This is a genomic window from Streptomyces sp. Edi2 (genome assembly GCF_040253635.1).
In the GTDB taxonomy this organism is placed as follows: Bacteria; Actinomycetota; Actinomycetes; order Streptomycetales; family Streptomycetaceae; genus Streptomyces.
Genome location: NZ_JBEJGX010000003.1, coordinates 7,573,126 through 7,596,423, shown reverse-complemented (window position 1 = coordinate 7,596,423; position 23,298 = coordinate 7,573,126). Strand labels below are relative to the sequence as shown.

The following is a 23,298-nucleotide window of genomic DNA, read 5'->3' as shown; positions in this document are numbered from 1 at the left end:
GATGCCGCCCCGGCCCTCAGGCCGGTGGCCGGTGGCTCCCCGGCAGCAGGGTGCCCGGTTCGGGGGCGGCCACCTCGGCGGCCTCCACCTTGGGGTTGCGCCGCTGGCGCCGGGAGACCCAGTGGGCCAGCCAGGACAGCAGCATGCACATCCCGATGTAGATCGGCGAGATGATCATGACGACGGGGATGAACGGCAGGTCGTAGTCGAGGTTGGAGGCGATCAGCTTGCCCGCGTGCAGGAACTCCTCGTAGGTGATGAGGTAGCCGAGCGAGGTGTCCTTCAGGGCGACCACCAGCTGGCTGATGATCGCCGGGAGCATGGCCCGGACCGCCTGCGGCACCAGGACATGCGTCATGACCTGCGTCTTGTGCATGCCAAGTGCGTAGGCGGCCTCGCGCTGGCCGCGGTCGACGGAGTGGACGCCGGTACGGAAGACCTCGGCGAGCACCGAGCCGTTGTAGAGGGTCAGTCCGGCGACCAGGGCGATCAGCGGGTCCGCCTTCAGCGCCACATAGATGAAGAAGATCATGACCAGTACGGGCATGGCGCGGAAGAACTCCACCAGCAGCGTGCTCACCCAGCGCACGATCCGGTGCTCGGAGAGCCGGCCGATCGCCAGCACCCCGCCCAGCGCCAGCGACAGCACCGCCGCGAAGGCGAAGGCCCTCAGGGTGTTGCCCAGGCCCCGCAGCAGGAGCTCCTGAATTCCCTTGTAGGTGAAGGGAGTCCACTTCGCCGCGGTGAACTGGCCGGTGGCGAAGAGGAGGTAGAGGACCCAGCCGATCAGGGCGAGGATCAGCGCCGTGGAGAGCAGGCCGTAGAACCGGTGCCGCTGCCTGGTCCGCGGGCCCGGGACGTCGTAGAGGGCGGTGGTCATCGGGCGACTCCGAAGCGCTTCTCCAGCACGTTGAAGAGCGCGCTGATGGTCAGGGTCACGATCAGATAGCCGACGGCGATCCAGACGAAGGTCCAGACGATGCTGTAGCCCAGCTCGTTGAGCGGCTTGTAGACGCCGAGGAGTTCGGTGACGCTGAAGGCGCCGGCGATCGCGGAGTTCTTGGCGAGCGCGATCAGGGTGGAGCCGATGGGCGGGATGACGGAGCGGAAGGCCTGCGGGAGGACGATCCCGCCCAGCGTCTGCGGGAAGGTCATGCCCAGGCTGCGGGCCGCCTCGCCCTGCCCGACGGGCACGGTGTTGATGCCGGAGCGCACCGCCTCGCAGATGAAGGCGGAGGTGTAGCAGCCCAGCGCCAGGATGGCGAAGAGGTTGAAGGGCAGGACGAAGCCGAAGCGTGGCAGGCCCAGCACCACCGCGAAGAACAGCAGCGTCAGCGGCGTGTTGCGCAGCACCGCCACCCATGCCGTGCCGAAGGCCCGCAGGGAGCCGACCGGCGCCACCCGGAACGCGGCCATCAGGAAACCGAGGACGAGCGCGAGCAGCGAGGCGAAGACGGTGAGTTCGACGGTGCCCAGCAGGCCCTTCCCGTAGAGGGAGAGGTTGTCGAGGAGAACGTTCATCGGTCAGTCCTTGGCGGCTCAGGCCGCCGGGTAGCGGTCGATCGGGGGCGGCTTGGGGGCGGGGACTCCGGACAGGCCGAGGGTCGCGTCGTACGCCTTCCTCCAGTTGCCGTTCTTCTCGTTCGCGGCGAGGGCGTCGTCGAGTGCGAACCGCAGTGCCTTGTCACCGCGGGGCACGCCGATGCCGTACGGCTCCTCGGAGAACGGCTTGCCGACCACCTTCAGCTCGTCGCGCGCCTTGGCGGCGTAGCCCAGCAGGATCGCGTCGTCGGTGGTGACCGCGGCGACCTGGTAGGTGAGCAGGTTGTCGACGCACACCGAGTAGGTGTCGTAGGAGACCAGTACGGCCCTGGGGTAGTCGGCCTGGATGCGCTGGAAGGGGGTCGAGCCGGCCGCCGAGCAGACCCGTCTGCCGGCCAGGTCCTGCGGGCCCTTGATGTCGTTCTCGTCGGTGCGCACCAGCAGCGACTGGCCGGCCATGTAATACGGGCCGGCGAAGCCCACCAGCTTCTTGCGCTTGTCGTTGATGGTGTAGGTGCCGACGTAGAGGTCGATCTGGCCGTTCTGCAGGGCCGTCTCGCGGTTGGCGGAGGCGATCGTCTGGAACTGGATGGTGTGCGGCGGGAAGCCGAGCGCGGCGGACATCATCTTGGCGATCTCGATGTCGAAGCCGGTGTACTGGCCGGTGGCCGGGTCCTTCTCGCCGAGGTAGGGCTGGTCCTCCTTGACGCCGATGATGAGATGGCCGCGGCGCTTGGCCCGCACCCAGGTCGGGGAGGCGGGCAGCGAGAAGTTCTTGGCGACCGGGTACCGGGGCAGTTCGCTGCCCTTGGGGCCCTTGACCGGCGGGCTGCCTTCCCGGCCGCAGCCGGCGAGGGCCAGCGCGAGCACCGCGAGCACGACGGCCACGAGGGCACGGCGCAGGGGCGAGGAGTGGCTGTGCGGCATCACGACGCCCCCGTTCAGTGCTTGAGAATCTTGGAGAGGAAGTCCTTCGCCCGTTCGCTGCGCGGCGCGGTGAAGAAGTCCTCGGGGGTGCGGTCCTCGACGATGCGGCCGTCGTCCATGAACACCACACGGTTGGCGGCGGAGCGGGCGAAGCCCATCTCATGGGTGACCACGACCATCGTCATGCCGTCCCGGGCGAGCTGCCGCATGACCTCCAGCACCTCGTTGATCATCTCCGGGTCGAGGGCGGAGGTCGGTTCGTCGAAGAGCAGCGCCTTGGGGTCCATGGCGAGGGCGCGGGCGATGGCGACGCGCTGCTGCTGGCCGCCGGAGAGCTGCGCCGGATACTTCTCGGCCTGGGAGGCGAGCCCCACCCGGTCCAGGAGTTCACGGGCGCGCCGCGCGGCCTCGTCCTTCTTTGTCTTGCGGACCTTCATCGGCGCCAGCATCACGTTGTCCAGCACGGTCTTGTGAGCGAAGAGGTTGAAGGACTGGAAGACCATGCCGACTTCGGCACGCAACTGGGCCAGCGCACGGCCCTCTTCGGGCAGCGGCCGGCCGTCCAGCTCGATGGTGCCCGACTCGACGGTTTCCAGGCGGTTGATGGCCCGGCACAGGGTGGACTTCCCGGACCCGGAGGGCCCGATGACCACGACCACCTCCCCGCGGCCGACGGTGAGGTCGATGTCCCGCAGGACATGCAGCTTTCCGTAGTGCTTGTTGACCCCGCGCAGTTCAATCAGCGCATCACCGGCCATATGCAGACCTGCCCACTCTCATCCGTACAGCGGAGAACTCGCAACCTACCGGGGCGAATAGGGCACTTCTCCACTGACACGCACGTATGCGCAGAGATGGGCGGGTGAATCAGGGCTACGGGGGAACCTTGCACGAGGCCGGCGCGAGGGCCGGGGCGGGCCGTTGCGGGCCGGTGCGGGCCGCTCCCACGGCTTCCCGGCCGGGGATCAGCTCTCCGAGACCTCGGCGTAGACCTGCGACAGCTCCGGCGCGCCGATATCGGCCCACTCATGGCCCGTGGCCACCACGTCGATCTCCCGCCCGGACTCCAGCCGGACCACCGGCTGCCCGTCCGGCCAGACGTGCCAGACGGCGCCGGGTACCGTGCGGACCACGACCGTGCCGAGGTAGAGACCGGCGTCGTTGCCGAGCCAGGGCAGCACCTCCGGGTCGTCCCGCCAGACCGGCTGCAGCTGGTCCAACGCCTCCAACGACCGTACGGAGTCGTCCAGTTCCACGCCCTCCGTGGCGGCCTGGGCCCGCAGCAGTTCGCACTCGGACAGCAGCTCGACGACGCTTTCGGGATCGGCGCGCACCGACTCCGCGAGCGGCACGGACCGGTGCGCCTGCCGCCGCTTGCGCCACTTGTCCAGGAAAGACATGTTCATGGTCTGCAGGGTCCCACCCGCCCTGTGGTCGCGGCCACAGGCGCGCGGCGCACCCGTACCCCGTTCGTCACCTTGACGCTTCCCCCGTACCTCCCTACCTTCATGGCGCTCGGATCGGATCTGACCGGCCCCCAGGAGTCCCCCGCCTCTCGCGGGACCAGCCCGGAACGCCGTTCATACCTGCCCGCCCGCGCCCACCGGAGGGATACGGACCGATGCGTGTACGACGATGGGGCACCGCCCTGAGCCTGCTGCTCACCGCGACCGCACTGCCGGCCACCGATGCCGAAGCCGCGGCGGCCGTCGCGGCGCACGCGCCGCCGGCCGCAGGACCGCACGACCCGCTGCCCCTGTCCAGGCTCTTCGACAACCGGGCCGTCAGTGACAACTCCCGGCCCGGCGCGGCCAATTTCGACGGGGCGGGCCGTTCGCTGTCCGCTCAGGACCTGGCGGCGGCCGGCTGGTCGCCCGGAAGCGTCCTGACGCTCGACGGGGCCCGGCTCACGCTGCCGCGTACCGCGCCCGGGACGCCGGACAACGTCCTCGCGGACGGCCAGCAGGTGGCGGTACGCGGCCGGGGCGAGGCGCTGACCTTCCTGGTCGCCGGGACGGGCGGTGCGGCCATGGGCACCGGGACCGTGCGCTACCGGGACGGGTCGCACAGCACCTATGAACTCACCGCGCCCGACTGGCGGTCGGGACCGCCGGCCACCAAGGCGGTGACGCTGCCGCACCTCAACGGTCCGGGTGGGCAACTGCCCGGGACGGCGCGGCTGTACGCGGTGACCGTGCCGCTGCGGGCGGGGCGGGAGGTGAGCTCGGTGGTGCTGCCGGAGGCGTCCGGGCCGTCCGGTGCACTGCATGTCTTCGCGGTGTCCGTACGGGACACCGGGCGTGGCAGGACCGGGAGTTGGGCGGCGAGCACGGCGGGCTACCGGGCGGTCGGGCCCTGGACCGACCGTACGCTGCGGCTGGTGGTGCACAGCGGCGCGGGCGGGCCGCGGGCGCGCATACGGATCGCCAACACCTTCGCCGCCGCGCCGGTGGACATCGGGGCGGCCAGCATCGCGGTGCGGGGCACGGGGGCGGCGGCCAAGCGCACACCGGTGCCGCTGACCTTCGGCAGGGGGCACACCCGGGTCCGCATACCGGCCGGGGCCGAGGCGTTCAGCGATCCCGTCGACTTCACCGTTCCGACCGGCACCGATCTGCTGGTGAGCCTCCATCTGCCGGGAACGGTGACGGCGGCGCCCGTGCACCAGGAGGCGGCCCAGCAGTCGTACCTGAGCGCCGCGGGCAGCGGGGACCGCACCGCGGACACCGGGGGCGCTGCCTACCCCGCAACGATGACCTTCTGGCCGTTCCTGACCGGCGTCGACGTCGCGGGCGGGCCCGGCTCGGTCGTGGCCCTGGGCGACTCGATCACCGACGGGGTGAAGTCGACGAGCGGCACCAACCGGCGCTGGCCCGACGTGCTGGCCCGCCGCTTCCAGGCGCAGCACGCGCTGCCCCGCTACGGCGTGCTGGGCCAGGGCATCTCGGCGAACCGGATCGTCACCGACCGCTATCCGGGCGACGGGGTCAGCACGGACACCGGCGGGGTGAGCGCCCAGCATCGGCTGGAGCGCGATGTGCTGGCACAGCCCTCGGCGCGGACGGTGGTGGTGTTCGAGGGCATCAACGATGTGCGCTGGGGGACCTCGGCCGATGAGGTCATCGCCGGGCTGCGTGCCCTCGCGGGGCGGGCGCACGAGCGGGGGCTGCGGGTGGTGGTGGCGACCATCGCACCCTGTGAGGGCTACCCCGACTGCACCCCGGAAGTGGAAGCCCGCCGCCAGGCCGTCAACGCCTTCGTACGCGGCCATGCCGGCACCGTCTTCGAGGCGACGCTCGATTTCGACGCCGTACTCCGCGATCCGCAGCGGCCCGCACGGCTGCTGCCCGCCTACGACAGCGGCGACCACCTCCACCCCGGCGACGCGGGACTTGCGGCGCTCGGCAACGCGGTGGACCTGCGGGCGCTGGTACCGGGGCGGGGCTGACGCTCTCCCGGGACGGAACCGACGCCGCCCCGGTGCCTGCCGCCCGCCGGCCCGTGGCCCTCGGCCGGGGGCTGCGGGCCGGCTCCCCGCCGGGGCCGTCACACCGCTCTTAGGGGTGTCTCCCCCTAGACCTCGAGGTCCACCACGACCGGGGCGTGGTCCGAGGCGCCCTTGCCCTTGCGCTCCTCGCGGTCCACATACGCGTCCGACACGGCCTTGGCGAACGGCCCGTTGCCGTAGACGAGATCGATGCGCATACCGCGGTTCTTGGGGAAGGCGAGCTGGCGGTAGTCCCAGTAGGTGTAGGGATGGTCGTACTTGAGGGGGCGCGGCACGACGTCCGACAGGCCCGCCTCGCGCAGGGCGGCCAGGGCGGCGCGCTCGGCGGGCGTGACATGGGTGGCGCCCTCGAAGACGGCCGGGTCCCAGACGTCCTCATCGGTCGGTGCGACGTTGTAGTCGCCGAGGACCGCGAACGGGCGGGAGCCCGCCGTGTCCTCGGCGACCGCCGTCTTCAGTGCCTCGAACCAGCCGAGCTTGTAGGTGTAGTGCGCATGACCGACCTCGCGGCCGTTGGGGACGTACACGGACCACACCCGGGCCGGGCCGCAGGTCGCCGAGACGGCCCGCGGCTCCTGCACCCCGTCGTACTCCGGGCCGCCGGGCAGGCCCTTGACCACGTCCTCGAGCCCCACCTTGGACAGCAGGGCCACGCCGTTCCACCTGCCGTCGGCGTTGACCGCGGCTTCATAGCCGAGCGCGCGCAACTCGTCGTACGGGAACTGCTCGGCGGTGCACTTGGTCTCCTGGAGGCACAGCACGTCCGTGCCGGTGCGCTCCAGCCAGGCCAGCAGCCTCGGAAGGCGGGCGGTGATCGAATTGACGTTCCAGGTCGCGATGCGCATGCCGGTAAACCTACCGCGCGGCACTGACAGTCAGCCCTCAGCCAAGGGCGGTCCGGTCTCCCGGGGTGAGACGGCCGTGGTCGGCCCCGCCGCCCAGCTTGTCGATCATGGAGTCGTAGATCGGGCGGGCGTGGTCCTGGAGCAGGCTGTCGTGGATGTCGATGGCCCGTCGCGGCGCGACCTCGCGCACATAGTCGATGATCTCGGCGATCTTGTTCCAGGGGGCGTGGACGGGCAGCAGCAAGGTCTCGACCGTGCGGCCCTCCGGGACGGTGAGGGCGTCGCCCGGGTGGAAGACCGTGCCGCCGTCGATGAGGTAGCCGACGTTGGTGATGCGCGGGATGTCGGGGTGGATGACGGCGTGCAGCTGGCCGTGCACCTCCACCTCGAAGCCGGCGGCGCTGAAGGTGTCGCCGTCGCCGACTGTGTGCACCCGGCCGGGGAACACTCCGGCGAGCTGGTCGGCGACGCTGGCCAGCGTCCAGATCTCGGCCGCCGGGTTGGCCTCCATGCCCACCCGCAGCCGGTCCTCGTTGAAGTGGTCCATGTGCTCATGGGTGACCAGGATCGCGTCCGCGCCGACGGCCGCGTCCTCCTCGGTGAAGAGACCGGGGTCGATGACGAGCGTCCGCCCGTCCTTCTCCAGCCGGACACAGGCATGGGTCTTCTTGGTGAGTTCCATGGGCCCATTTTGCCGTGGCGGGCCGGTGCGGGCCGGTGCGGGCCGCGGCGGGCGCGCCCCTGGCAACGCCCCGCGCCTCGCCGTGGCACGTCGTCCGCGCGCCGTCCCGTGGGGGGCTCGTCAGCCCTCCGGCGTCGTCTCTTCCCGTATCACCCGCTGGGCGACGGCGAAGGCGGAGTTCGCTGCCGGGACACCGCAGTAGACGGCGGTGTGCAACAGGACTTCCTTGATCTCCGTGGGGGTGAGGCCGTTGCGCAGGGCCGCGCGGGTGTGCAGCGCCAGCTCGTCGTGGTGGCCGCGGGCGACCAGTGCGGTGAGGGTGATGACGCTGCGGGTACGGCGGTCCAGACCGGGTCTGGTCCAGGTCTCGCCCCAGGCGTAGCGGGTGATGAAGTCGTGGAAGTCGCCGGTGAAGTCGTCGGCGGCGGCCTCGACCCGGTCGACATGGGCGTCGCCCAGGACCTCACGGCGGACCTTGATGCCCGCCTCGTAGGTGGCGCCGCGGGCCTGTTCCGGCTGGGCGTGGCCGGACTCTATGGCGGCGGGCGGCGCCATCGGGGGCGGCGGGGGCGCGATCTGCGGCTTGGGGGCCGCGGCGCCGATGGCGGTCTGACCGCCGGGCCCGGGCTTGTCGTGCCAGGCCGTGGAGAAGTGCCGGATGAGGAGTTCGGTGACGGCCGAGGGCTGCTCGACGGGCGCAAGGTGGGAGGTGCCGGGCACCAGCGCCAGGCTCGCGTCGGGTATTCCGGCGACGAGGGTGCGGGCGTCGGTGGTCGGGGTGACCTGGTCCTCGGAGCCGACGACGGCGAGCGTGGGGACGCCGATCCGGCCGAGGGAGGACCGTACGTCGAAGGACGCCAGCGCCTCGCAGGCGGCGATGTAGCAGCCGGGGTCGGTGGTCCGCACCATCTGGACGGCCCATTCGACGATCGCGGGCTGGGCACCGGCGAAACCCTGGGTGAACCAGTGCTCGGGCGCGGTACGGGCGATCGGCTCCAGCCCGTTCGTGCGGATGACCACGCCGCGCTGGCGCCAGGCGTCGGCCGTGCCGTACCGCGGCGACGTGGACACCAGGGCGAGCGAGGTGACCTGATGCGGGCGGGTGAGCGCCAGCTGGATGCCGACGGCTCCGCCGATGTTGCAGCCGGCATAGCCGAAGCGGTCCACGCCCAGGGCATCCAGGGTGGCGACCAGCCGGTCGGCCAACTCGGCGATGGAGGCCGCCGCGTGGGCGGGCGAGCCGCCGTGTCCGGGCAGGTCGAAACGGATGACCCGCCAGTGACGGGTCAGCTCGGGGATCTGCCGGTCCCACATGTGCCAGGTGGTACCCAGAGCGGCACCGAGGACGAGTACGGGGGCGTCGTCGGGGCCGTCGATCCGGTGTTGCAGGGTCTTCTCACTCACCCGGCCACGCTACCGGCTCTTTGACGCGGTCCTGACGCCCGGGTCAGGAAGAGCCGTCGGAGTGTGCCCGCCGGCCACGACCGAAGCGGAGTTTGCGCAGGTCAGGGCCTCTACCGCCTAGACGACGTGGACAATCGGATGACTCGGCTCGTCGTAGCTCACCATGATCCGCCGGGCCGGACGCCGGTGCCTTGCTCGTGATCAGGACCGGGGCGTCTTCTGTCCCATCAAGGCAGCCTTGCAGGGTGTGCAGATGTCTCACTTACCCCCTACGCGCTCTCAGATCTCACACTGCCCCTATGACGGGGGGCATGACTGTGTGGGCCTGACCAGGTGGAACACCTCGCGGGCGGCGTAGCGTTTGAGGCATCGGACGATTTTCGCGTCGGGTTTTGCCCTCCTTGGTGCGGCGTTCGTAGTAGTCCTGGGTGCGTGGCTCGAAGCGCAGGCGGGTCTGCACGATCCGGTGGAGGGCGGCGTTGGCCTGCCGGTCGCCGCCGCGGTTGAGGCGACGGTACTGCCGAGTGCCCGAGGAACGCTCGACAGGGCTGACCCCGCACAGCGCGGCAAAGGACGCCTCACTGTGCAGACGTTCCGGGTTGTCCCCCATCGTGATCAGCAGAGTCACGGCCGTGTCCGGACCGATGCCCACCACAGTGAGCAGCTGCGGGGCGTGGCGTTCCGCGAGCAGGGCCAGGCGGCGTTCCAGGTCCTGGATCTGTTCGGTGAGCTGCTCGATTCGGTGAGCCAGCAGGCACAGGGTCATACGGGTGGCCTTCAGCACCGCCTCTTCACCGCCCTCGTCGTTCTTGCAGTCGTCGGCGAACCGTGCGCAGGTACGGAAGAGTTCCGAATTGTTCAGCCGGGCCAGTTCTTCCCGCAGGTTCGGGGCGGCGGTGACGAGGACGGCCTTGAGCTGGTTGATCGCCTGGGTGCGGGCCTTGACCGCTGAGGCCTTTGCGAGTTTGTACATCCGGGCGATCTGCACCGGCCCGTCGCCTGACTTGGCCCGGGCGCGTGCCCGCCCGCTCAGCACCGCCCGGGCTGCGTTCTGGGCATCGAGCGGGTCCGTTTTGCCGCGCTGACGGCGGTCGGTCCGGTCGGGCCGGTTTACGTCGAGCACTTCGACGCCCTGGGTCAGCAGGTAGCGGGAGAGGGCTGCTCCGAAGGAGCCGGTGCCCTCCACCCCGGCCCGCCGTACCGTGCCCAAGCCGCTGGTCCACTGAAGCAGTTCGCGGTATCCGGCCGCGGTGGCCGGGAACTCTTCGGTACCGATCACCGCCCCCACCAGGGAGAGCACGGCAGCCACATGGGCGTCCCGGTGCGTGTCCACTCCGAGGACCACCTCCCCCGTGGGCCGGCGTCGGCGAGTACGCGGGGTTAAGGACGTATCGGTCATGTTCGTTTACCTCCCGACCCGATGGCGCATCGCGTGGCCGGCACCGGACCGCGCGGGCGGTCAGAACTGTGAATAAGCCTGATTGGTCGGCAGGCCCCTATCGGGACACACCCGGCCGGCCCGGTGCCGGCAACGCACCATCCCGGTCAGCGGTCGACACAGCGTGAGTAAGACACCGCGGTCAGAGTTCTCATGAGTCAGACCCCGGCCCGGGACAGCACCCACCCATGCTCCCAGCTCAGCAGCCGCAGCGCGGGGGCGCACGGAAGCGAACAGGGAACTCGCAGCGCTGAAGCTATCTTTGTGTGCAGGTCGGGACACCCGCGCTCGGTCTCATCGCCCCAGCGACGACGTGCGCAGCCGCCTGCGATCAGCAACGACGAAGCCTTCGGGCTCCGGCGCGGACATCAGGGCCCCCGGAGACGCAGGTACAGCACTGCCCAGAAGTCCAACGTCATCCAACGGCGCCTGCTCGCCGTCGGCATGACGGCCTGAGGGTCTAGGGGTTGATGACCGTCAGGGCGCCCGCCCCCGGGTCAGTGGCGTAGACCGCGCCGGAGGTGGCGGTCGCGTTGAATGGGTCGGTACCCCGAAGGAACCACGGCGGCGGTGGCCGTGGGGGTCGATCACAGACACCTGGCTCGGGGCGAGCACGGCGACATAGGCAGGCGATCCGTCCGGTGCCAGCGCCATGTCGAAGGAGCGTTGACATTCCGCACCGTTCGGTCAGCCGGACGCGCCGCCGCATCCCACGTGCCCGGGCAGAGCCTTTCGACGATCAGGGGTAACAGGTGTGCTCTCCCGACTCAGGGCGTCTGAGGCGGCGGTAGCCGACAAGGGGCGCAACGATGACGGTGAGTGAGCACCCATAGCACGGCGCAACCGCCATGGTGGGCTTTGGGGCGATTGGCGGTATCTGTTCGCTCCCTTGAACGTGACATTGCCACGCGGCATGAGGCCGTGGTCCTATCTCGCCGTGCCTCGGGCATCGGGCGGTGTGCGGCCCTCGTTGCGTCGGCACGGAGTTCCTGCATATCTCCTGCCGTCGCCTATGAGAGGGCGTCCTCCATGCCCGTTTCCGTCGACGATCTCCTGGAACACTTCCCGGCCGAGGGCGGCTCCTTCGCCCTGGACCCCGAGCCGTGGGAATGGAAGCTCTCGGAGCTGCTGGCGTTGCTGAAGGCCGGTACCCGGCTGGTGGTCGAGCAGGCTCGGGAGGTGAACGACGAGGCCCTGTCATTCGCCGGTACGGTGCGGGTGGCCGGGGAATCGGTGCCCGTACAGCTGAAGTTCGCCCGTGATCAGGCACACGGGTGGGTGACCGGGCTGTCGGTGCGGGTGGTGATGGACACCACGGTCGCCGCGCTGGCCGAGCTGTGGGGTGTGGAACTGGCGGATGCGCCACAGGTGTTCCTGGCCGGCGTTCAAGAGCTGTCGTTTGTCCATGACTTCGACACGGGCTCGGTGGTCGCCGCCGTGGAGACCGAGCACCTCCGTCTGGTCTTCGCCGCGCCCAGCGCGGGAGAGGCGCTGGTGGCGCTGATCGGGCTGAAGGACGTGCAGGCCTCATCGGCTGACCTTCCCCACCTCGGCGAGGAGTTCCCGGAGGATGCCCGGCTGGGCGTGCGTGGCCTGGAGCTGATCGCGGTGGCACCCGGAGGGATGAGCGCGGGATATGGCGTCCGGGTCAATGCCGCCGTGGCCGCCGCGGTGGCGGACCCCGGCCAGTGGTGGCCCACCCTGCCGGACCGCGACCTGGAGGCAGGACTGTGGGCGGGTGCCACCTGCCTGCTGCCCGGCGAAGAGCCCCGGTTATGGGTGGTACGCCTGGAGGCGCCGCTGTCCTGGATGCCGGATTTCGGCCCGGTCACCTTCCCGTTCGGCCCGCTGCGGCTGCGACTGACGGGGTTCGGTCTGTCGTTCTCGGCCACCGGGCTGCACGTCGTCTTCGAGGCGGGCTTCGACCTCGGTTGGCTCAACCTGGAACTGCCGGGCCTGGGCTTTGAGTTCGGCTTTCCCGAGGTGGGGGACGTGGAGGTGGCGGGCCGCCTCCCCAAGCTGTCGCTGGGCCGGCCGGGCGGCACGGTGCACTTCGACATCGGTGACCTGCCCGGCTTCCCGGGCCTGCCCGGGGCCGGGCTGCTGACCGGCTGGTCCCCCCAGGCGAACATCCCGGTACCGGACCTGCTCAGCCTCTTCGGCATCGACATGCCACCGCTGCCGGACCGATTCACCCCGCAACTTCCCGCGCTGGGCTTCCGGTTGGACCTCAAACTGGGAGACTTCGCGCTCATCGGCGAGTCCCCGTGGCTACGGGTTGTTTTCGGCGCACTGCCCGTCCGGCCAGAGTGGGGCACCCCATGGGGCAAGGTCGCACTGCTCGGCGTCAACGGGCTCGACGCCCTGCTGCCCGACCTCCCGTTCATCGGCAAACTGCTGGAAGGGATCCAGGACTTCCTCCTCAACGGGATCAGCCTCGCGGCGATCGGCACCGGGCTGAGCCTGCCGCAGGCCGACCGGCTGAACCTCTGGATCGGTTCCCTGGGGTCCGGCTCATGGTGGCCCGGTCTGACCCCGGTATCCGGCGGCGGCAGCTGGCAGCCGGGGCTCTCTTTGGATCTGGACTGGCGGATCCCTGGCACCTCATCAGTGCGTTGGGGCATTCCCTGGCCGCCGCAGGGCCCCCCGGACCTCTCCTGGCTGCCGGACATCCCGGACCTGGCGCTGGGGCCGTTGCACCTGTCCCGGATCGGGCTGTCCTGGCCGGACCCGGACGACCTCGACTGGACGGTCAGCGCGGACTGGGTGCTGCGCCTGGTGTTCGACGCCACGTTCGACCTCGGCGGTGGCTTCTCGCTGGGCCTGCCCGGGCTGGGCTTCGACCTCGACCTGAAGAACTTCGGGGTGCATCCAAGGTTCCCTGGCATCTCCCTCCTCCTGCCCGGCGGCTTCACCATGGACTTCGCCGTGCCCACCGAGAACTTCCCGTGGCCGGAGCGCGTCACCGGCCGCTGGCGCGATGATCGGGGAGTGCGGGCAACGGATATCGCCCGGTTCCTGGGCGTGGACGTGTCCGAAGCCATCCCCGAGTCGCTGAACCCCCGGCTGACCTCCGCCGGCTTCTCCTATAACTTCGGGACCCACCTCCTGGTGGTCACCGCCACCACCGAGAAGTACGGGTGGGCGGTCGCGACCACGCCGGCCAACACACGCCAGCGCCGCAACCTCATCGCGCTGCGCGCTTCCGCCCAGGTCAGGGCCTCCGATCTGCCGGTCGTCGTCGAGACGACGGAGGAGACGGACATCATCCTGGGCGAGATCCACCTCGCCTTCGCCGAGCATCCGTGGAACAGGACCGAGATCGACACGCTCAACCGGTTGCTGGCCGAGCTCAGCGTCTCCGCGCCGTGCCCGCTGCCCGAGTTCCTGCCAGGAGACCTGGAGAAGGGCCCCCAGCTGTGGGCGGTGCTCCGTTGCGGAAACACTCAGGCGACGCTGGCGTATCCGGAGCGGGCGGTGCCGATCACCGGACGGGACATCGTGCCGCGGGAGCGCCCGGCCGGTTCCTCCCACGACCTGCTGGGCCATGTCATCGGCGCGGTGCGGTTCAGCAATGCCCGGCTCGGCTTCGGCTACGGGCTGCTGTATCTGGCCTTCGACGCCTCGATGACCGTCGGCCCGCTGGTCGTGGAGCTGATCGGCCTCGGGGTCGGGCTCGACAAGGACTTCGACGCCCGTCCCGTGCTGCAGGGCGCGGCCGTGGCGATGGAGTACTCGGGCCCGCCCAAGGTCGAGATCTCCGGCGCGCTGGTGAACCTGGACCTCGACCCGGACTTCGACCTGGCGCTGGCCGGTGCGGGACGCCTGGACATCCAGGACCTGTTCGCCCTCCAGGTCTTCGGGAGCTGGGCCCGCAACAAGACGGACGGCTGGACCTCGCTGTTCGCCTACGCCGAACTCGTGGCGGGCAAGACCCGGACCAACGGGCTCTTCACCATCGGCCCGGTCACGGTGACCGGAATCGCGCTCGGTTTCGGCATCAACAGCACCGTACGAGTCCCCACCACCGCGGAGATCAGCAGGTTCCCCCTGGTCAAACGGCTGGGCGCGGCACCGGCGACGCCGGGGGGCGAGGTGGAGCCGCGCACCCCCGGCCAGGCGCTGAACGAACTGGCGGCGCCGCCCGGCTGGATCACGCCTGCACAGGGCCAGTACTGGATCGCCGGCGGAGTCGAGTTCACCGTCTACAAGTTCATCAACGCCCGCGTCCTGGCCCTGGTGGAGTGGGGCCAGGCGGGCTGGAAGGCCATGCTCGCGGGCAGCACCACCCTGTCCCTGCCGCCCACCGTGCCCAACGAGAGCGACGCGCGGCACTCCTCGCCCCAGCGACTGAAGATCAGCCCCGCCCTGGGCAAAGTGGTCGTCGACTTCGTGTTCGTCTACGACTCCGCGCTGAGCCGCTTCTCCATGGACTCGGTGATCGCCAGGGGCTCGTACCTCATCGACCCGGCCGCCGAGCTGACCGGCGGCATCTCCCTGTATGTGTGGGGCAAGGACATCCCCGGGCGCGGCATCACCAAGGGCTTTGTGCTCTCGGCGGGCGGCTACCACCCCCAGTTCCCGCGCCCCGCCCACTACCCCACGCCGCCCCGGGTGGGCATGATCTGGGCCCGGGGCCCGGTGACCCTCAAGGCCCAGGCGTACGCGGCGCTCACCGATGGGGCCTTCATGGTCGGCGGAGCGTTCGCCGCCATCTACGACGGGCACCACGGCATCCACGTCCAGGCGTGGTTCACCGCCCACCTCGACGCGCTCGTCCAGTGGAAGCCCTTCTACGCCGACATCGCGCTGGGGGTGAGCATCGGGGTCGCGGCCACCGTCAAGGTGCTCTTCGTGCGGATCCGCGTCTCCCTGGAGATCGGGGTGAGCCTGCAACTGTGGCTGCCGCCGGTCGGCGGCCGGGCCAAGGTCAAGGTGTGGTTCATCTCCTTCAGCCTCGGCTTCGGCGCCGACCGGGTGGGAGCACCCCCCGTCCCGTGGGAGGACTTCCGGATCCAGCTGCCCGCACCCCTGCGCACCGCGCCGAAGAGGGGCTGCGAACTGCCGGATGTGACAACGGGCGAGTCCGAAGCGCGGGCCGCTGCCGGTGCCCCGCTCCTGGTGCGCATCGACGGCTTCACCGTCGCCGTCGAGTCCGCGGTACCGGCCTCGAAGATCACCGTGAACGGCACGACCGTCGCGGGCAGTGACGCGGCCCGCGTCGACATCCGGCCGATGCGGCTGAGCGGCGTGGTCAGCGAGCAGGCCGTCGGCATCCTGGACGGAAGCGGGCAGCCCTACGACTGGAAGAAGGCGAAGTGGCAGGTGATCCCCACCGCCGAGGGCGTGCCCCAGGCCCTGTGGGGCAAACCGCTCGCCAACCCCCACGAGGCCCTGAAGCAGCAGGGACTGGTCCCGGGCCGCCTGACCGGCCTGACCGTCAAGGTGCCGTCGCCGACCCTGGGCCCGTGCGTCGGTCCCGTACCCACCGAGGCCCTGGACGTGGACGGCCTGCCGCCCGGGAACATGCCCCTGCACGACACGGCGGTCGCCGGCCCGCCTCCCGAGCCCGGTGAGGACGACAACAGCGTCGGGGTGATCGCCGACACCCTCGTGCCGACCGCGGCCACCCGCACCGAGGTGCACCGGGCCCTGGCCGCGTTCGGTGTGGCGCCGGACAGCGACGGTCCGCTGACCCGCTACGCCGGCCTCGCCGGCAATTCCCTGACCGACTTCCCGATGCTCACCGCCACCGGCACGAGGTGACCGCATGACCGACAGCCCCGACCTGAACGTCACCTTCTACAACTCTCTGCAACCCGCGGCCACCGCCGGCGTCTACACCGTCACCGTGGAGCAGCACCTGGTCCGCGACGGGGTCCGGATCGATCCGCAGGACGACCCCCTGCCCGAGGTCGCGGACCGGTACGAGATCCGCGCGGCCCAGTTCTTCCTGGACCCCACCACCGTCCACGCCACTTATCCGGCCGCCGGTGCGTCGGGCCTCTACACGCATGTGCTGCCGCACATCACCTTGAACCGGGCGCTGCTGCCCTGGGAACGGGAGCTCATCAGCCGTTCCGAGGAGCGGGAGCCGTGGCTGGCGCTGCTCGTCTTCGCCGAAGGCGAGGTCGACGACGACCCCGAGGCGGAGGGGGTCTTCACCCAGCGCACCGTGCGGGAATTGCGTAACCCCGGAGCGGGCACGCTCGGCCCGGCCCTCAACGACCGGGTCGACCAGGACCTTGAGTGCCGCACCATCGACGTTCCGGCGCGCGTGTTCACCGCAAACGTGCCGCGCGAGGACGAACTGCGTTTCCTGACCCATATGCGCGACGTGGCCACCGCCCCGCAACGCCGCGATGACGGCGAGGTCATGGCCGAAGGTCAGTACGCGGTCGTCGCCGCCAACCGTTTCCCCCGCGCCCCGGGCAGCTACGCGGTGCACCTGGTCTCCCTGGAGGGCTGGACCGGCCGCCTGGCCGAGGGCTCCCTGCCCGGCGGCACCGAACGCGTACGGCTGTGCAGCCTGTGGTCCTGGTCCTTCACGAACGACCCCGACGGCAGTCTCAACCCGGGCAAACTGCTGCGCAACCTGGTGGCCCCCGGCGAGGGCGACCGCGAGAACCTGGCCCTGCGCCTGGTGCCGTCCGGTGCCACGGCGTCCTCCGCGGAAGCGGAGCACGCCCTCCAGCGGTTACGCCACGGCTACACCGCCGTGGCCTACCGCACCCCGTCCGGGGAGCACACCTACGCCTGGTACCGCGGCCCCTGCACCCCGCTGACCGCCCCGCAACTGCCCCTGAACGAGACCGACGGGCCCTACACCACGGCCGACCACGCCCTGATCTACGACCGGCAGCACGGCCTGTTCGACGTCAGCTACGCCGCCGCCTGGACACTGGGCCGCACCATCGCCCTCGCCGACCCCGACTACAGCGCCGAAGTCACCGCGGCACGCCGGGAAATGGCCAACCGCGACGCCACCTTGAGCGCCCTGAGCGCCGATCCCGAGCGTGCCCGCCATGACCCCGATGCCCCGCCCGGCACCGCCGCCCTTCGCGAGCTGAGCACCGCGGACTTCGGCACCGGGCTGGTCCGGGCCCTGCAAGCCCCCCTCGTCCGCGAGCCCAGCCCGCGGCGCGCCGCCCGCACCGCCCGGATCGGCACGCGCGCCCTGCTCGCCGACGCACGGGCGCGCCAGTCACTCACGGCCGCCGCGGACGCGCGCACCCCCACCACGTCGCCCTGGCTCGAACGCCTGGGCCTGCTGCGCGGAGTGCCCTTCAACCACCTGGTCCCCGACCCGCGGATGCTGCCGCCGGAAAGCCTGCGAGCCTTCCGGATCGACCCCGGCTGGATCCAGGCCCTGGTGGCCGGCGCGACCGATGTGGGCGCCCACACCTCCGTCGACCGCGACCTGGAGCCGCTGCTGCGTCAACGCCTGCTCCGCGACCGCGGCACCGGGGAACCAGCCGCCGGCCTGCTGATCCATTCCGAACTCGTGCGTGCCTGGCCGGAGTTCGACATCCTGGCGACGGTCGAAGGCGACCCGGTCGAAGAGCTCCGCCGCGACCACCTCGCCCCCGACGTCCTGTTGCTGCTGTGGGACGCCGTCCCGGATCTCGTCGTCATCCGTGAGCCCGGGCAGGGCATCCATTTCGGCATCAACGACGCCGAGCGCATCAGCCTGCGGCATCTGACGGAGGGCCGGCTCGGATACCCCACCGGGGAGGAATTCCCGACAGCCGACACCCAGAAGACGGTCTTCGACTATCTGCGCCTCGGCCGTGCCGACGGCGGACGGGATGTGCTGCACCTGCGTGGCGATGACGGCCTGGTCTCCGCCCTGTCCACGGCCTGCGGTCTCACGGGCACCGACCGTCTGGAGCCGGGGCAGTTCGCCCTGGAACTCGTCAATGCGCCTGTCGAGCAAGTTCTGTTGCCCGGGATGCTCCGGTGCAAGTGCGTCGCGGACACCTTCGTCAAGTACGACTCCGGGCCGGACTTCGGCTCCACCGACCCACTGCTCGTCAAGAACAATGGCCCCACCAGCAACGTCACCCGCATCACCTATCTGCGCTTCGACACCTCCCGGCTCCCTCCCGCCGACCGCGTCGACCGGGCCGTGCTACGCGTCCATGCCTCGGCCATGGACACCGGCGACTTCGACCTGAAGGCGCACGGCACGGACAACGACTGGGAAGAGGCCGGCCTCGACTGGGCCGACAAACCGGACCTCTCCGAGAGTCCCCTCGCCACGGCACGCCTTGGACCGGCCGACGCATGGACGTGGCTCGAATTCGACATCACCGAGTACGTCCGTCGCCAGGCTGGCCGCCAGGTGTCCGTGGCACTCACCAAGGACGAGTCACCCATCGAGGCGGCCCACATCACGTCCAGGGAAGCCGCCGATACCAGGCTCCGCCCCCACCTCGCCGTCACCATCAAGCAGTCGACACCGACCTCGGGGGAAGCGCGCTGATGAACGCCACCGACACCACCGACCTGATCGTGCCGGTCGAAGTCCACGCCCTCCTGGTCAACGACAAGGTGCGCAGCCAGCCCGTCCATCGCTACAAGCCCAGCTTCGACGGCATGCTGGGCACCATCGAGGGGACCGGCCGGGGCGCCGCCGAACCCGAGCCGTTCAGCGGCGGGAACGTCCAGATGGACGAAGGGGTCCATATCCAGTGGCAGCTTCCCGAGGCACTGACCGAAGGCGTCGTGGACGAGGCCACCGGGCAGACCGCCTACCCGCTGGTGCCCAATCGCTGGCTGGTCGTCCGCTACGCCCAGGTGCGCGGCGCGGCCAAGCCGGCCAGGGGCTGGGTCGTGCACAGCGACTACCTCTACAGCGACGACCCCGACGGCTGGGACGGCCGTACAGCGATCAACAGCTTCCTCAATCCGCGCGCGGAGACGCCGGAGGTCGACTGGCTCGGCAATATCCACTCACTCGCCGACGGCCCCTGGCGGGAGCCCGAAGGACGTGAGCTGTTCCTGACCGCGGTCGGCGCGGGCCTGCCGTCCTTCGCCGCCTACCAGGCGTACCACGAGAACGTCTTCTCGATGCACGACGATCTCGAAGACCTCAAAGACCGCAGTGAGGGCGACAGTTATCCGCCCGACGCCACCCTGAGCTATCTGGTCGTCGGCTGGTACAGCGACACCACCCAGGACATCCTCGAACAGGCTGCCCGCATCCCGGGCCTGCTGCCCCCGGACAGCGAGGGAACGCGTGCCGAGGTAATGCAGGCCCTGGGCTGGACGATGGCCGGCCGCAGCGCCACCACCACCCTGGGCACCACCGAACCCCACGCGCTCGACCACGTACTCGACCGCCGCCCGGACACCTACTACCTCAGCGCCCAACCCCCTGCCGACTCCAGCTGGATCACCATCGACCTGGGCAGCGAGCAGCAGATCAGCGCCATCCGGGTGCACGCGGGCGATCTCGACGGCGGACACCTGCTGCCCGCCGTGCGCCTGCGGGCATCCCTGGACAACGCCGACTGGCCCGAAGCCCACCACCAGGACTTCGCGGCCGCAAGCCCCGTCATCGAGTACGTTCCCGCCGGCCCCTTCGCGGCCCGCTACGTTCAGCTGTGCCTCCTGGAAGCCGGCGACGAACCGGTCGCCGTACGCGAGGTCGAGATCACCGCGGCACCCGAGGGCGAGCTCCGCACCGTATACAGCGGCACCGCGCTGGGCCTGGAATGGCAGCGCGGTCAGGCACCCGAGGACCCCGACCGCCCCGTCAACGGTGCACAACTCAAGATCGCCCTGGGACACAGCACCGGCGAGGCCGCCGCGGCACTGGTCAACCGACAGACCCGCTCCCCGCGCACCGCCGAGCTGTTCAGTGCCCTCTACCACGGCACCCTGGACACCTTCGACGGCGCCGACGGGGACCTCGACCTGGAAGAGATCACCCACAGCAGCTGGTTCTCCGGCCGGGACGGCGGCTTCAGCTGGCAGATCGCTCCGCGCCCCGTAGAGGACCCCGATGCCCAGCCGACGCGTCGCGGCGTGGACCTCAGCCCCGCATGGCTGGCAAGGCTCAACTCCGACCAGAGCCGTTACGACGCCGCCCTGCGCCAGCTGACCGCGAGCCAGTGGCGGGTGTGGTCCCTGTACTGGCTGAGCGAGGTGCTGCGGAACGTGCCCGCCCATCTGCGTCCGGACGACGCGCCCGCCGACTTCGAGGCCGCCTGCGCCTGGCAGCTCAACCCCGCCAACGACGGTGCCGCCAAGGCGGTCCAGACTCAGCTCGCCGAGCTCGACGCCCTCCGCAGCGAGCTTCCGCCCCCGGGCGACGACCAGGACGCCATCGACGCCTGGGCCACCGGCAAGGGACTGTCCGAGCACCTTCGGCTCAAGCGCCTGCCCAAGGCCGGCTTCCACAAGCCGGCCGATCCGGTCCTGCTCATCGAGGGCACCGGCGGCGGCACCGTGCCGCTGACCCGCGACAGTGACAACCCGCTGCCCTGCCGGCTGCCCGCCACCCTGCTCAAGGCCGTCAAGCTGGAGGGCGTCATGACGCCCGTACCCGAGAACCCGGACAACCCGGGCATTCCCGCGCTGCCGGCCTCCGCCGCCGCCCTTCTCAAGGAGTTCGCGCTCCTGGAACGGGCCGCTCGCACCGGCGCGCCGGGCAGCACGGCCCTGCACGACCTCCTCGAAAACCCCCAAGCCAACGCACAGGGAGCGCCGGCCGAGTTCACGGCACCGTGGCGCCAGCCCTGGCTGCCGATGTTCCTGATGTGGGAGCTCAACTTCTTCCCCACTCCCTACCGCACCGGCGAGGACTGCCACTGGACCTTCCAGGCTCCGGAAAAAGACACCGGCCTGAACTCCTACGGCTACCGCTGGAACGGCACCGGCACCCTCCCGGCAGACTCCGAGAGCGAAGGCAACGTACTGCACAGGCAGTTCCGCGGCCGCTCCTACCTCGCCCCCACCACGGTCTATGTCGCCCGCGCCCAACTGGCCCGGTACATGACCACCTATCCCGATGCCGACACGCGCTCGCTCGCCGCGCTGCGCGAGGAGCTGGAGAAGCTCGACATCCTCTCCCAGACCCTCGACGGCTTCAACGACTGGCTGTTGCAGCTCGACGGCGGGGCACAGGTACCGACCGAAGGGGAGGCGGCCCGGCTGACCGGGGACCAGAATCATGTACCCGACGGGGCGGGCCCCGGACAGCGGCGCTTCCAGCCCATTAGGGCCGGACAGTTCTTCTTCACCGGCCTGCGCGTAATGGACCGCTTCGGACGCACCCTGGACCTGGTCACCTCCGGCGACGAGGACGGCAACTGGTACGACCAGTACCCGGTGCCCAGCCCCACGGTGACCCCCAGCAAGGAGCTGTACACCGAACCCGAGTTGATCAATCCTCAACGCTTCTTCCAGCTTCCGCCCCGGATCCTCCAGGACACCCGCCTCACGTTCAGTCCCGTCCCCGCCGCCCCGGCCGCGGTGGGCCAGGGCTCACCGGTCGCGGGCTGGCTTCTGGCCAACTACCTCGACCAGACCCTCGGCGTCTATGGGCCCACCGGGCAGGCCCTGGGCGAAGTGCGCGTCCTCACCACCGTCGACGGGACCAAGGCCGCCGACTACAACCTACTCCCCCACTCCCCCTATCTCCGGCTCGACGATCAGCGGTTCGAGGACGACCACCCACAACTGCACGGATTCTTGGCGGCGTTGACCGGCCGCGAGAGCTCCGCGGACGCGTTCAAGGCCCTGCTCACCACCATCGACACCAGCCTCAGGACCACCGTCGACCCGGCTCCGGAAGACGACCACCTCCCCCTCCGCCTCATCGGCCGGCCGGTCGCCCTGATCCGCGCCGATCTCGACTTCGAGCTCGACGGCCCCCCGCTCACCGACCCCTCATGGGCAACCGTCCTCGACCCTCCCGCGGCGGACTACCCCCAGGACACCTGGGCGATCCGGCTGGGCGACCCGTACAAGCTGGCCGACGGACTCATCGGCTACTACAGCGCCGAGCCCAACCGGGCCGTCGACTACGACCTGTTGCACGCCCATCAGCCGGCCGGGAACAGTGCGGGCTACATCGGGACCGTCAGCGGGGAAGACCTTGCCCTGCCCGCCCGCGCCTTTGGCCGCGTCACCCGTCATGTGACGCTCCTCGCCCACCCCCACCTGCCCGTCCACGCCACCACGGACATCCTCCCCGTCCACAGCCTCAGGCTCGACGCCGACCAGGTCCACCAGGCCCTCGCCGCCGTCCGCGCATCCTTCCGGCTCAACCCCCTGCTGGCCACCACCCGCAGCATGCGCACGGCCGCCACCACTATTCCGGGCGGCCACGGCAGCAGCACACCGGAAGCCGGGCCCGTCGGCCTCATCCTGGACGGCAGGCCGGACACCTGGTACGAGAGCGGCTCGGCCCCCCGGAACGGAGACACCGTCACCGTCGACCTGGGCACCGTCCAGCCGGTCACCGGCGTCCAGGTCCTCCTCGGCGAGCCCGACGGAGCGCGCATCCCCTCCGTCCGGAGGCTGAAGGCATCGGCCGACGGTGAGGAGTGGACCGATCTCGCCGCCGATACCGCCAACCCGGCAGAGCCGCACTGGCCCGCGGACGGCACCGTTGTGCCGCCCCTGACCGCGCGCTTCGTACGAATGGAACCGGAAGCCTCCCAGAGCACGGTGGTCATCCGCGGCCTTCAGGTCACCCCCGACGTCGACGCACTGGTCATCCCCCCGCTCTCGGTCCGCTACGGCACCTGGTCCTGGGCCCAGCCCGATGCCACCGAGGGCGACGCCGCCGGCTGGGACGAACGCGCGCTGATGCCCGCCGATCACCTCACCCACCCCGACGACCCGAACCCCACCGCGCGCGCGGGATACCTCCAACTCCACCCGGCCACCCCGGGCTCCGCCCCCGAGCCGACCCCGCAGCCCTGACCCGCGCCCGCCG

Annotated in this window: 12 protein-coding genes and 1 pseudogene; 4 read left to right on the top strand and 9 right to left on the bottom strand. The window is 70.6% G+C overall.

Features of this window, described 5'->3' with window-relative positions:
- Positions 1-16: 16 nt before the first annotated feature.
- The 5 genes from ABR737_RS36600 to ABR737_RS36580 all read right to left on the bottom strand — a co-directional run bounded on the left by ABR737_RS36600 (position 17) and on the right by ABR737_RS36580 (position 3,875).
- The gene (locus ABR737_RS36600) at positions 17-880 is read right to left on the bottom strand and encodes an amino acid ABC transporter permease (protein ID WP_350255464.1); all 864 of its coding nucleotides are present in this window, start codon (positions 878-880) and stop codon (positions 17-19) included.
- On the bottom strand, positions 877-1,521 hold the full coding sequence (locus ABR737_RS36595; protein WP_350255463.1) for an amino acid ABC transporter permease: 645 nt from the start codon (positions 1,519-1,521) through the stop codon (positions 877-879). The genes ABR737_RS36600 and ABR737_RS36595 overlap by 4 nt, the downstream gene beginning before the upstream one ends.
- Before the next feature lie 18 nt (positions 1,522-1,539).
- Positions 1,540-2,469, bottom strand: coding sequence for a glutamate ABC transporter substrate-binding protein (locus tag ABR737_RS36590; RefSeq protein ID WP_350255462.1), 930 nt, complete (start codon positions 2,467-2,469; stop codon positions 1,540-1,542).
- Positions 2,470-2,483: 14 nt separating this feature from the next.
- Positions 2,484-3,227, bottom strand: a complete 744-nt coding sequence (locus ABR737_RS36585) for an amino acid ABC transporter ATP-binding protein (protein ID WP_350255460.1) — start codon at positions 3,225-3,227, stop codon at positions 2,484-2,486.
- Between the two features lie 207 nt (positions 3,228-3,434).
- The gene (locus ABR737_RS36580; RefSeq protein ID WP_350255458.1) at positions 3,435-3,875 is read right to left on the bottom strand and encodes a DUF6278 family protein; all 441 of its coding nucleotides are present in this window, start codon (positions 3,873-3,875) and stop codon (positions 3,435-3,437) included.
- A gap of 215 nt (positions 3,876-4,090) precedes the next feature.
- Here ABR737_RS36580 and ABR737_RS36575 point away from each other — a divergent pair, with 215 nt between their 5' ends.
- Positions 4,091-5,917, top strand: coding sequence for an SGNH/GDSL hydrolase family protein (locus ABR737_RS36575; RefSeq protein WP_350255456.1), 1,827 nt, complete (start codon positions 4,091-4,093; stop codon positions 5,915-5,917).
- Positions 5,918-6,042: 125 nt separating this feature from the next.
- Here the strand turns inward: ABR737_RS36575 and ABR737_RS36570 are convergent, their stop codons facing one another.
- The 4 genes and pseudogenes from ABR737_RS36570 to ABR737_RS36555 form a co-directional block, all read right to left on the bottom strand.
- Positions 6,043-6,822 carry an exodeoxyribonuclease III gene (locus ABR737_RS36570; protein WP_350255455.1) on the bottom strand — a complete coding sequence of 260 codons (780 nt, stop codon included), beginning with the start codon at positions 6,820-6,822 and terminating at the stop codon, positions 6,043-6,045.
- Between the two features lie 37 nt (positions 6,823-6,859).
- Entirely contained in the window at positions 6,860-7,504 is a 645-nt protein-coding gene (locus ABR737_RS36565) for an MBL fold metallo-hydrolase (RefSeq protein WP_350255453.1), read from the bottom strand.
- 120 nt (positions 7,505-7,624) lie between these two features.
- On the bottom strand, positions 7,625-8,908 hold the full coding sequence (gene pcaDC, locus ABR737_RS36560; protein WP_350255452.1) for a bifunctional 3-oxoadipate enol-lactonase/4-carboxymuconolactone decarboxylase PcaDC: 1,284 nt from the start codon (positions 8,906-8,908) through the stop codon (positions 7,625-7,627).
- Between the two features lie 297 nt (positions 8,909-9,205).
- Positions 9,206-10,307, bottom strand: a pseudogene (locus tag ABR737_RS36555) (IS110 family RNA-guided transposase).
- A gap of 1,068 nt (positions 10,308-11,375) precedes the next feature.
- On the opposite strand from ABR737_RS36555, the gene ABR737_RS36550 reads away from it, so the two are divergent.
- Genes ABR737_RS36550 through ABR737_RS36540 form a run of 3 tightly spaced genes read left to right on the top strand, consistent with a single transcriptional unit; the run spans position 11,376 to position 23,285 of the window.
- On the top strand, positions 11,376-16,112 hold the full coding sequence (locus ABR737_RS36550) for a DUF6603 domain-containing protein (RefSeq protein ID WP_350255449.1): 4,737 nt from the start codon (positions 11,376-11,378) through the stop codon (positions 16,110-16,112).
- Between the two features lie 4 nt (positions 16,113-16,116).
- Positions 16,117-18,831, top strand: a complete 2,715-nt coding sequence (locus tag ABR737_RS36545) for a CBM96 family carbohydrate-binding protein (protein WP_350255448.1) — start codon at positions 16,117-16,119, stop codon at positions 18,829-18,831.
- Positions 18,831-23,285 (top strand): discoidin domain-containing protein, encoded by a 4,455-nt coding sequence (locus ABR737_RS36540; RefSeq protein WP_350255446.1) that lies wholly within the window; start codon positions 18,831-18,833, stop codon positions 23,283-23,285. Before ABR737_RS36545 ends, ABR737_RS36540 begins: the two co-directional genes overlap by 1 nt.
- Positions 23,286-23,298 lie beyond the last annotated feature (13 nt).

Coding starts and splice junctions, on each gene's coding strand:
- ABR737_RS36600 (WP_350255464.1), bottom strand. CDS start 880: ATGACCACCGCCCTCTACGACGTCCCGGGCCCGCGGACCAGGCAGCGG.
- ABR737_RS36595 (WP_350255463.1), bottom strand. CDS start 1,521: ATGAACGTTCTCCTCGACAACCTCTCCCTCTACGGGAAGGGCCTGCTG.
- ABR737_RS36590 (WP_350255462.1), bottom strand. CDS start 2,469: ATGCCGCACAGCCACTCCTCGCCCCTGCGCCGTGCCCTCGTGGCCGTC.
- ABR737_RS36585 (WP_350255460.1), bottom strand. CDS start 3,227: ATGGCCGGTGATGCGCTGATTGAACTGCGCGGGGTCAACAAGCACTAC.
- ABR737_RS36580 (WP_350255458.1), bottom strand. CDS start 3,875: ATGAACATGTCTTTCCTGGACAAGTGGCGCAAGCGGCGGCAGGCGCAC.
- ABR737_RS36575 (WP_350255456.1), top strand. CDS start 4,091: ATGCGTGTACGACGATGGGGCACCGCCCTGAGCCTGCTGCTCACCGCG.
- ABR737_RS36570 (WP_350255455.1), bottom strand. CDS start 6,822: ATGCGCATCGCGACCTGGAACGTCAATTCGATCACCGCCCGCCTTCCG.
- ABR737_RS36565 (WP_350255453.1), bottom strand. CDS start 7,504: ATGGAACTCACCAAGAAGACCCATGCCTGTGTCCGGCTGGAGAAGGAC.
- ABR737_RS36550 (WP_350255449.1), top strand. CDS start 11,376: ATGCCCGTTTCCGTCGACGATCTCCTGGAACACTTCCCGGCCGAGGGC.
- ABR737_RS36545 (WP_350255448.1), top strand. CDS start 16,117: ATGACCGACAGCCCCGACCTGAACGTCACCTTCTACAACTCTCTGCAA.
- ABR737_RS36540 (WP_350255446.1), top strand. CDS start 18,831: ATGAACGCCACCGACACCACCGACCTGATCGTGCCGGTCGAAGTCCAC.